The 10054-nt window shown below is 65.4% G+C and carries 8 protein-coding genes; all 8 read left to right on the plus strand.

Annotated features, from left to right (window positions below; genetic code table 11):
• Positions 1-534 precede the first annotated feature (534 nt).
• The 8 genes from K340_RS0120900 (at position 535) to K340_RS0120935 (ending at position 9848) form a co-directional block, all read left to right on the plus strand.
• Positions 535-1962, plus strand: a complete 1428-nt coding sequence (locus tag K340_RS0120900) for an ABC transporter substrate-binding protein (protein WP_029138128.1) — start codon at positions 535-537, stop codon at positions 1960-1962.
• 72 nt (positions 1963-2034) lie between these two features.
• Positions 2035-3075, plus strand: coding sequence for an ABC transporter permease (locus tag K340_RS32060; protein WP_154674403.1), 1041 nt, complete (start codon positions 2035-2037; stop codon positions 3073-3075).
• Positions 3072-3959, plus strand: a complete 888-nt coding sequence (locus K340_RS32065; protein WP_051267087.1) for an ABC transporter permease — start codon at positions 3072-3074, stop codon at positions 3957-3959. Before K340_RS32060 ends, K340_RS32065 begins: the two co-directional genes overlap by 4 nt.
• A complete protein-coding gene (locus K340_RS32070) occupies positions 3956-4810 on the plus strand; it encodes an ABC transporter ATP-binding protein (RefSeq protein WP_037366072.1) in 855 nt (284 codons plus the stop codon). The genes K340_RS32065 and K340_RS32070 overlap by 4 nt, the downstream gene beginning before the upstream one ends.
• A 70-nt stretch (positions 4811-4880) precedes the next feature.
• Complete coding sequence (locus K340_RS32075) at positions 4881-5687, plus strand: ATP-binding cassette domain-containing protein (RefSeq protein ID WP_051267091.1); 807 nt, start codon at positions 4881-4883, stop codon at positions 5685-5687.
• Positions 5684-7105: a neutral/alkaline non-lysosomal ceramidase N-terminal domain-containing protein gene (locus K340_RS0120925; protein WP_051267089.1), complete on the plus strand. Its 1422-nt coding sequence runs from the start codon at positions 5684-5686 to the stop codon at positions 7103-7105. Before K340_RS32075 ends, K340_RS0120925 begins: the two co-directional genes overlap by 4 nt.
• Positions 7106-7188: 83 nt before the next feature.
• Entirely contained in the window at positions 7189-8847 is a 1659-nt protein-coding gene (locus K340_RS0120930) for a dihydroxy-acid dehydratase (RefSeq protein ID WP_211229574.1), read from the plus strand.
• A gap of 62 nt (positions 8848-8909) precedes the next feature.
• The gene (locus K340_RS0120935) at positions 8910-9848 is read left to right on the plus strand and encodes a dihydrodipicolinate synthase family protein (protein ID WP_211229575.1); all 939 of its coding nucleotides are present in this window, start codon (positions 8910-8912) and stop codon (positions 9846-9848) included.
• The last annotated feature ends 206 nt before the right edge of the window (positions 9849-10054 follow it).

Below are 10054 nucleotides of genomic sequence, written 5' to 3' on the forward strand. Positions count from 1 at the left end.
GATGGACGGCTTCTCGTGTCTGACGCAATACACCCAACTCGCCGACGCACCGGCCCCGTCGACAGTAGCCGCGCTGATCCACCGCGCCCTGGGCTAGCACTGAGGTCGACGACGCCGGAGTTGGTCTCCGGCGGGTGGTCGTCACGCGCTGCGGGCGCCTGACAGCCCGAAAGCCAAACCTGTTGACTGACAACATGTCCGTTTGGTGAGCCGCGTCGGGAACGTCGACGCTGGCACGATCGAAAGACCCGCCCGTTGCACCGCACGCCCGGACGTCGGGATGGTCGATTTCACTCAATTCGCAGGACCGCAGGGGTTGACACGGGAAGACCTTCCACCCCACGATGGTTTCCACAAGCAGAACGCGATTTTGCTCTGCCGAACACCCAGGAGGGTCTGCCCATGCATAACCCGCTCACCGGTCGCCGTCTCACCGTCGCGGCGATTGTGGTCGCCACCGCCGTTGTACTTTCCGCGTGCGGCGGTGGCAGTGACTCATCCGAAGGGAGCAGTAAAGGAGCCGCCTCGGATCGGGTGATCACGATCGGCCAGACCATCGGCGTGTCCCAACTCGATCCGAATATCTCCACCCTCAGCTCCGAGCGGGTCATGTGGAACCTGCTGTACGACGGTCTGACCAAGCAGACCGAGAGCGGCGAGGTCGAACCCGATCTAGCGACTGAGTGGAGCGCCTCCGACGACGGTCTGACCTGGACCTTCACCCTGCGCGACGGCGTCAAATTCCACGACGGCCGGGCACTGGTCGCCGACGACGTCGTGCAGGTGGTCCAGCGCGTACTGGACGAGAAGAACGCCTCGCCGCAGCGCTCCAAGCTCGCAGCCGTCACCGCCGTCGCGGCAACCGATGAGAAGACCGTCACCTTCACCATGAGCGGGCCGATGCCGCAGATGCCTGCGGCCTTGGTGGACGTCAAGATCATCGACGCCAAGAACCTCGACAAGCTGAACACCACAGGCAACGGCACCGGCCCGTACAAGCTGGACTCCTTCGTGCCTGACCAAGAACTTTCGGTGGTGCCGAACCCGGACTACTGGGCCGGTCAGCCGGGTAACGGCGGCATCAAGATCGTCAAGTATGCCGACGAGACGGCAGGGCGAACCGCGCTGGGCTCCGGGGCCGTCGACATCCTGTGGGCGGTGCCCTACGACCAGGTCAGCGGTCTGCAGGACAGCGGTCTGAACATCGTTAGCCCGTCGAACCCGTCACAGACCTCCATCTTCGAGGTCGACGGCGCGCACGGCACCTTCGCCGATGCCCAGGCCAGGCAGGCACTGTCGTACGCGGTCGATCGAAAGACCATGCAGGAGGCCGCGTTCGGCGGGCTGGGTGAGATCAACTACGGCTCGACCCTGGTGAGCCCATCGAACAAGTACTACGACAAGGCCGCGGTCCAGGACTACAGCTACGACCTGGACAAGGCCAAGGAACTGTTCGCCGAGGCCGGGGTGAAGCAGGGCACCAAGTTCACCTGCTGGGCTTCCAGTTCCTCGCCGCAGTACCGCACGCAGTGCGAGATTCTGCAGCAGAGCCTTGCCGAAATCGGTTACACGGTCGCGATTCAGGTCAACGAGGGCTCGACCTGGGCGGCCAAGTTCTATCCCGCTGGCAAAGACTACTCGGACCTGATCGTGCCGAACTTCCTGTCCCGCGAGCCGGCTCCCCTGCCGTTCGTCGCCTCGTACTTCGGCAAGGACGGCTGGAGCGAGTCGAACTGGGCCGGCACACCGGAGTACGAGATGACCAAGTCCTCCATCAAGACGGCCACCGAGGAATCTGACATCAAATCCGCCTTCGCCGACTTCCAGAAGATCACCTCGACCGAGCAGCCAGTGATCAGCGTGCTCAATGTCGGCGAACCGAGCGCGACCGGTACCGACATCGAGGGTGTGTGGATCGAGTCCGACGGAACGATCCACGTCGAAGGAGCTACTGGCAAGTGAGCCCGAACAGGGTGGGACCGGTCGGCCGGTCCCACCCTTACCTTCGTTCACCGTGAAAGGAGTCCGCACCTCGTGCTGAGTTACCTCCTCAAACGAGTCGGATCGTCGCTGGTCATGCTAGTGATCATCTCGATCCTCATCTTCGTCGCCCTGCGCATGCTTCCGGGCGACCCAACGACAGTCGCACTGGCCCAAGGCGACGGCGTCACCGAGGACGCCATCGCCAATATGCGGGCGGAGCTCGGCCTCGACAAACCCGTGCTCGTTCAATACTGGCAGTGGGTCTCCGGCTTCATCAGCGGCGATTTCGGCTACTCCTACTTCAGCAAGTATGCGGTCAGTGAGCTGATTGGCCAACGCCTTCCGGCGACCATTTCGCTCACCGTGGCGGCGCTGGTGCTGGCCATCGTGATCGCCGTCATCGCTGCGGTCGTCCCGGTGCTGCTCAGATCGAAGTGGCTTGAGCGCATCGTCAACCTGTGCACCGCGGCCGGTATGGCCGCGCCGGTCTTCGTCATCGGCATCCTGCTCGTGCTGTTCTTCGCGAACCTGCTCGGCTGGCTGCCATCTGGTGGCTACGTTTCCTTCGAACGCAATCCGGCGAAGGCCATTCGCTACCTCGTGCTGCCTGCCCTCACTCTGTCGCTGGCGATCGCCCCGCAACTGATTCGCTACCTACAGGGCTCGATCGACGAGGTGCGATGGGCCAGCTTCGTCCGCACTGCCCGCGGCAAGGGCATCGGCTGGCGCCGCACGGTCAGCGGCCACGTGCTTCCCAACGCACTGCTGCCGGCTCTCACTTCACTCGGCATCACCGTCGGCTCGCTGCTTGGCGGATCCGTTGTGGTGGAGGCGGTCTTCGCCTGGCCCGGGATCGGCCAACTGGTGATCGACGCGGTCAACAAGCGCGACTACGCCGTCATCCAAACCGTGGTGCTACTGGCCGCCGCGGTGTTCGTGGTGGTGACCCTTATCGTCGACCTGCTCTACGGCATCCTCGATCCACGGCTGCGAGTTGCCCCGTCGCGCCGCGCGGCCGCCGCCCCGAAGCCGCAATCGCCAGAGCTGACTGCCGACGGTCTCCTGCCCACCGAGGAGAGGGCCGACGTATGAGTACCTCCGACACCGAAGCGTCCGACACCGCAGCACCCGACCAGTCCGTCGCCGCACGTCGCCCGTCCGCCTGGCGGGCGGTTCTCGGCACCCCCGGGACCCTCACAGCCGCCGGCGTCATCGTGGTGATCGTGCTCATCGCCCTGCTCGCACCGATCGTCTGGCCGAACGCGGACACCATCAATGCCGGTGCCCGGCTTGAGTCCCCGTCCGGCGCGCATTGGTTCGGAACCGATGAGCTGGGCAGGGATCTGCTGGCCAGGATGGCGCACGCCACGCAGCTCACACTCCTGATCGCGCTCGGCGCGATGGCGCTGTCGGTCGTCCTCGGCGTGGTGTGGGGAATGGTCGCCGCAGCCTTCGGCAGCTGGGTCGAGGAGATCCTGATGCGCACCGCCGACGCGATCATGGCAGTGCCGATGATCCTGTTCGCCCTCGTCTTCGTCGCGGCCCTGGGCTCCAACCCGATCGTGCTCATCGTCATCCTGGGCATCATCAAGTCCCCCCTGGTCGCCCGCGTCACCCGCTCGTCGACCATGGTCGAACTGACCAGCGACTACGTCCGGGGGCTGACGGTGGTAGGACTCGGCCGCTCGCGAATCCTGTTCCGCGAGGTACTTCCCAACGTGTTCCCGGTGATCGCGGCCGTCGCCACCCTGAACATCGCCTCGGCGATCATGGTCGAGGCATCGCTGAGCTTCATCGGACTCGGTGTGCAGCCCCCGCTGGCATCCCTGGGCACCCTGCTCAAGATCGGCTACAGCCACCTGCCTGGATCCTGGTGGTACGCACTGTTTCCGGCACTGGCAATCACGGTGATCATCGCCGCGTTCAACGTGATCGGAAAGCGGTTGGAACGCTACTTGGACCGGAGGTCGGCATGAGTGCCCCGGGTGTTCTGGACATCACCGATCTACGCATCGGGCTGCAGGCGAACCGATCCGTCGAGCTCCTGCACGGCGTCTCGATCCGGCTCGAGCCCGGCGAACGGGTCGGCCTGGTCGGCGAATCTGGCTCCGGCAAGTCGTTGCTCTCGCTGAGCGTGATGGGCCTGCAGCCACCGGCCATCGATATCAGGTCCGGAAGTATTCGCGTTGCCGGCACCGAGGTGATCGGCTCCACCGAGAAGCAGCTGGATCGGTTACGCGGCAGCACCATGGCGATGATCTACCAGGACCCGATGTCGTCGCTGAACCCGGTGCGTTCGGTGGGCAAACAAATCATCGAGGAGATACGCGCGCACCGGACGGTGTCGCGGACACTCGCCCGGCGCACGGCGATCGACCTGCTCGGCAGTGTAGGGGTCCGCGACCCGCAGCACACCGTGGACAACTACCCGCACGAGTTCTCCGGCGGTATGCGCCAGCGGGTGATGATCGCGATGGCGATCTCCTGCGAGCCCGCCCTGCTGATGGCCGACGAACCGACAACTGCTCTGGACGTCACCACCCAGGCGAAGATCATGGAGCTGCTGTCGAACCTGGTGGACCAGCGCGGGATGTCGGTGATCTTCGTGACCCACGACATCGCGCTGGCCTCCAGCTTCTGCAGCCGAATCGACGTGATGCGCCGTGGCGAGATCGTCGAGTCCGGCGCCACCGTCACCATGATGACCGGTCCACGACATCCGTACACCCGCGCGCTGCTCGGCTCGATCTGCACCTTCGACACCGATCCGAATCAGCCGTTGCTCGCCGGACCGGCCGACACCGCGACCCCAGGAGGTGCCCGATGAGCGAGCGCCAGCGAGCGAACATCGACACAGGTCGGGCCGCCTGCACGAGGAACGAGTGGCAGGTGGCCCGATGAGTGAGGCTCTGGTCGAAATCACCGGGCTGACGAAGGACTTCGGGCAGACCCGGGCGGTCGACAACGCAAGCTTCGCGATCCGGCGTGGGGAAACCTTCGGCCTGGTGGGCGAATCCGGCTCCGGCAAGTCCACGATCGCGTCCATGCTGTTGTGCCTGACCAAGCCGACCGCGGGTGAGATCTTCTTCCACGGCAAGCGGATCGATCAGCTGTCCACGCGTGAGCTGGCCCCGTATCGAAAAGACATGCAACTAGTGATGCAGGACCCGATCTCCTCGCTCAACCGGCGCAAAAAGGTGCAGGACATCATCGGCCTGCCGCTGGCTCTACACCACGGGTTGCCCGGCGGGAAGCGCACCGACCGGATCGTCCAACTACTCGAGCTGGTCGGCCTGTCCGCCGACTATTTGTCGCGGTATCCGCACGAGCTCTCCGGCGGCCAGTGCCAGCGAGTCTCGATCGCCAGATCGCTGAGCATCAACCCGGAGTTCCTGGTTCTCGACGAATCCGTCTCCGCGGTCGACGTACTGATCCAGGCACAGATCCTGAACCTGCTGAACAACCTGCAGGACGAGTTCGGGCTGACCTACCTTTTCGTCTCGCACGACCTCGCGGTCGTCCGATACATGTGCGACCGGATCGCGGTCATGCAGGCGGGACGGATCCTCGAAGTGAGCGACCGCGACGACATCTTCTCGCCCCGGGCGCACGAATACACCCGTGCCCTCATTGCCGCTTCTCCGGCCTCACTGGCTGCCAAGGCCAGCACTACCCCACCCCTTCAGATGGAGAAAAGCCCGTGAGCGATCTGATTCCCGTCCTGCGCGAGAGCCTTCCCTTCGCCACGGTCTGGCGACCGCGCGAGTCCTCCCTGCAGGTCGGCGTCGCCCAGGTGGACATGACTCCTCCGATCGGGATCCGGGCCCGCAACTGGGGGGCGGCCAGGATCGGACACGCGACTGGCATCCATCGACCGCTACGCTGCGGGGTGCTGGCCCTTGGCACTCCGGAGACGAATACCGTCTACATCGCCACCCTCGACCTGTGCACGTGGGGAACGGTGGCGTCCTTCCGTGGCATGGTTGAGCCGATCCTCGCTGGGGCGGGTATCGAGGCCGAGCAGCTACTACTGCATCTGGTGCACAATCATTGCGGACCATCCATCGCCGAAGCCGATCTGTCCTTACCGGGCACCGAGCTGATCCCGGCCTATCGACAGCAGGTCATCGACGCGGTGCTCGATGGCATGTCGCAGGCGCAGCAGGCAATGGCACCGTCCCGGATCACCTGGACCTACGGCCACTGCCAATTGGCCACCAATCGCGATCTGCCCTGCGGCGAAAGGGATCTCACAGGCTTCAATCCCGAAGTCAAGGCCGACGACACGCTGGCCGTCGGCCGGATCACGGACGCCGGCGGACAGCTGACGGCGATACTGGCGAACTACGCCTGCCACCCAACAACACTGGCGTTTCATAACAGCCTGATCTCCCCCGACTACATCGGCGCAGCCCGCGAGGTGGTGCAGGATGCCCTCGAGGTCCCACTGGTGTTCTTCCAGGGCGCGTCCGGTGAGTTGGCTCCAAGGGATCAGTACGTTCCTGGGGTGGAGATAGCCGACCGCAACGGCCGACAGCTCGGTTTCGCGGTGCTCGCGGCGGTGAATTCGATGAGCACCGCCGCCACCGAGCTGGTGTTCGAAGGCGCGGTGGAGTCCGGCGCACCGCTGGCGCTCTGGCAGGAACACCCGACCGACATGCCGGCCCAGCTATCGACTGAGCACTTCACGGTGCCGTTGCAGGCCCGTCGACCGTTGACCGCCAAGGAGCTGTCCGAGAAGTGGTCCGGAATCGACCCGGTCGCCGCCGCGGAACGGGCCAAACGAGCGCTGGTGCAGGCCAGGGGTTACGTCGAAGACGGTGTCGCACACCACCCGGTGTGGATCTGGCGGCTCGGCGATGCGGTGATCGTGGCCCAGTCCGGTGAAGCGTTCTCCGTACTGCAGACAGAACTGCGGCGCCGTCACCCTGACCGCATGCTGTTCGTCCTCAACCTGACCAACGGTCCGGGCAGCTGCTATCTGCCCACTGAAGAGGCGTACCTGCACGATCGCTATCAGGTCTGGCAGACGCTGCTCGATCCCGGTTCGCTGGAGACGTTGATCGAAGCGATCGACCAGGCACTGCGACGACTTCCTGAACCCCGAGAGATCCTGACATGACCCTTTCGGCAGAGCCCGGGGCCGCCACTTCGGCACTGGGCTATCGCAGCCGTGCCTGGACCCAGGGATCGGACGAAGTAGCGATGTCCCATCGGATTGCTTTGCGAATGCCGTCCGGGGACACCAGACCGATCATCGGCATCGCCGATACAGCCAGTGACCTGAATCCATGCAACTCCCAGTTCACCGACCTCGTCGCGGTCCTGGCCGAGGCCATTCGCGCGGCGGGCGGATTCCCAGTCCGGTACCCAACAATGTCGTTGGGCGAAGACCTGATGAAGCCCAGCGCGATGCTGTACCGCAACCTGATGGCGATGGAGCTGGAGGAGCAGGCCAGGGCGAATCCACTCGACGGCGTGCTCTACCTGGCCAACTGCGACAAGACCACCCCAGCTTCGCTGATGGCAGCAGCCACCACCGACCTGCCGTCCCTGCTGCTGATGGGCGGGGCCAGGCGGGCACCGCTCTTCCGCGGCCGACCGCTCGGCACCGGCACCGATCTGTGGCGTGCACTGGATGACCGGAGGGCCGGGCTGCTCGACGACGACCAGTGGACAGAGCTGGAACGTACACTCGGCTGTGCCGGCGGCGGATCGTGCAACACCATGGGTACCGCCTCAACGATGTCCCTGGTCGCCGAGGCACTCGGCATGGCGCTGCCCGGCGGGACCGGGCTGGTCGCCGGAGGCACCGAGCAACGCATGATCGCCGCCGCTGCCGGACGCCGCATCGTCGAACTGGTCACCAACGACGTACGGCCGAGCGCAATCATCACCCAGGACGCGATCGACAACGCCGCCACCGTCATTGCAGCCGCCGCCGGATCGACCAATGCTGTCATCCATCTTGCGGCGGTGGCCGGCCGCCTCGGCCTCGACGCCTCACCGGTCCGGATGGACCGGATCTGGCGGCGAGTCCCACTCCTGGTCGACGTCGAGCCGAGCGGCAGCGGACTGGTCCAGGACTTCCAGGCAGCCGGGGGCACGCCAACCCTGCTGCGCTCCCTGGCCGAGGCCGGCCTCCTGCAGGACGCGACACTAGGCGATGGATGCCGCACCACCGAACTCCAGGCAGCTCCACCCAACGATGTGATTCGGTCCGTGGCCCGGCCGTTGGGTCCGGCTCCTACGCTGGCCTTCGTCCGCGGCACCCTGGCGCCGGACGGTGCAGTGATCAAGGTCGCCGCCGCCAGCCCCGAGCTGCTCGAACACACCGGCCGGGCGGTGGTCTTTTCCGACTATTCCGATATGCGTGACCGGCTGGACGATCCTGACCTGGAGATCACCGTCGACGATGTGATCGTCGTGCGCGGTGTCGGCCCTGTCGGCGTGCCCGGCATGCCGGAGTGGGGCATGGCTCCGATACCCCGCCGGCTGGCACAGTCGGGCGTCCGCGACATGGTGCGGGTGAGCGACGGCCGGATGAGTGGCACCAGCTACGGAACTGTTGTGTTGCACGTCGCGCCGGAGGCGGCCGCAGGCGGCGTTCTCGCGCTGGTGCAGGACGGCGACCCGATCCAGCTGAGCCTGGCCGACCGGCGGCTCGACCTGTTGATCGACGACGACGAACTGGCCGCGCGGCGGGTCGCACAGCCCCCGTTCGTATCGGCACACACCCGTGGCTGGCCGGCGTTGTACCAGCGGCATGTCCTGCAGGCGCCGGAGGGTTGTGATCTGGATTTCCTTGTCCCCCGCACCGCGGACGACCTCGCCTTCATTCCTCCTGTCGTCGGCCGCTCCTGAGCCGAAACCACTGTCACCACTGCACGTCTGATGTGCCGTAACACTATGAGATGGAGAGTTCCGTGTCCGAATGCCGGCCGATCCAAGGTGTCATACCTGTCGTGCAAACTCCTTTCACCGCCGATGGCGACATCGATGAGGGAGCACTGGTCAAGGAACTGGCGTGGATCAAGAGCCAGCAGGTGGCCGGGTATGCCACAGGCATGGTCAGCGACTTACTGCGGTTGGAGGGCGACGAGCGCCGACAACTGTCCGAGATCGTGGTCGATGCCGCCCGAACCTGGGGGCTGCTGTCCGTCATCAGCGCCGGTGCCGAAAGCACCAAGACCGCGATCGGTCGCGCCCGGCACGCCGAGGAACTGGGCGCCGACGCCATCATGCTGAATCCGCCGGTCACCGTGACACTCGACGATGCCGGTCTGCGCCAGTACTTCTGCAACGTGATCGACTCGGTCCGTATCCCGGTGGTCGTGCAAGACGCGAGCGGGTATGTCGGCAGGAGCATTCCTATTGCCCTGCAAACAGAATTGCTCGATCGCTTCGGTGACCAGGTGTATTTCAAGCCGGAGGCTCAGCCGATCGGCCCGCGTCTGACGCTGCTGCGCGAGGCCACCGATGGTCGGGCGCGTGTCTTCGAGGGGTCGGGCGGCATCGCCTTGATCGACAGCTATCAACGTGGAATCGTCGGCACCATGCCCGGTTCGGAGGTGTGCTGGGCGATCCAGGCGATGTGGGATGCCTTGTGCGACGGGAACGTCGACCGGGCCTACACCATCAGCGGCCCACTCAGCTGCATGCTCAGCATGCAGACCGCGATCGATGTCTACGTCGCCGTCGAGAAGCACCTGCTGCAGCGCCAGGGCGTCATCGATTCGACCGCCACTCGTGGTCCGTCAGGATTTACCCTCGACCCGGAGTCCACTGCCGAGATCGACCGTCTCTTCGACCGGCTGACGATGGCGGTTGGCGGCATCGGTGCCTCGGTCGCTGCCGGTCAGTGACCCCGCTCCAACTCGGCGGCAAACCGCACCTGCGCGCTGGTGCAGTGACCCGACGGCGGCAGGTAGATTGCCGAACACCGGTGCCGCCTTCAATCTGGTCACTCTGATGGCCGGGCGACCGTCGGGGTCGACCCCGATCGAGAGGTGCTGCAGCGGCTGGGCTACGACGTGGTGGTGGCCGACGCCGGCTGCTGCGGGCTGGCCGG

It is taken from the genome of Nakamurella lactea DSM 19367 (assembly GCF_000426645.1).
GTDB lineage: Bacteria > Actinomycetota > Actinomycetes > Mycobacteriales > Nakamurellaceae > Nakamurella > Nakamurella lactea.

Coding starts and splice junctions, on each gene's coding strand:
- K340_RS32065 (WP_051267087.1), top strand. CDS start 3,072: ATGAGTACCTCCGACACCGAAGCGTCCGACACCGCAGCACCCGACCAG.
- K340_RS32070 (WP_037366072.1), top strand. CDS start 3,956: ATGAGTGCCCCGGGTGTTCTGGACATCACCGATCTACGCATCGGGCTG.
- K340_RS32075 (WP_051267091.1), top strand. CDS start 4,881: ATGAGTGAGGCTCTGGTCGAAATCACCGGGCTGACGAAGGACTTCGGG.
- K340_RS0120930 (WP_211229574.1), top strand. CDS start 7,189: ATGTCCCATCGGATTGCTTTGCGAATGCCGTCCGGGGACACCAGACCG.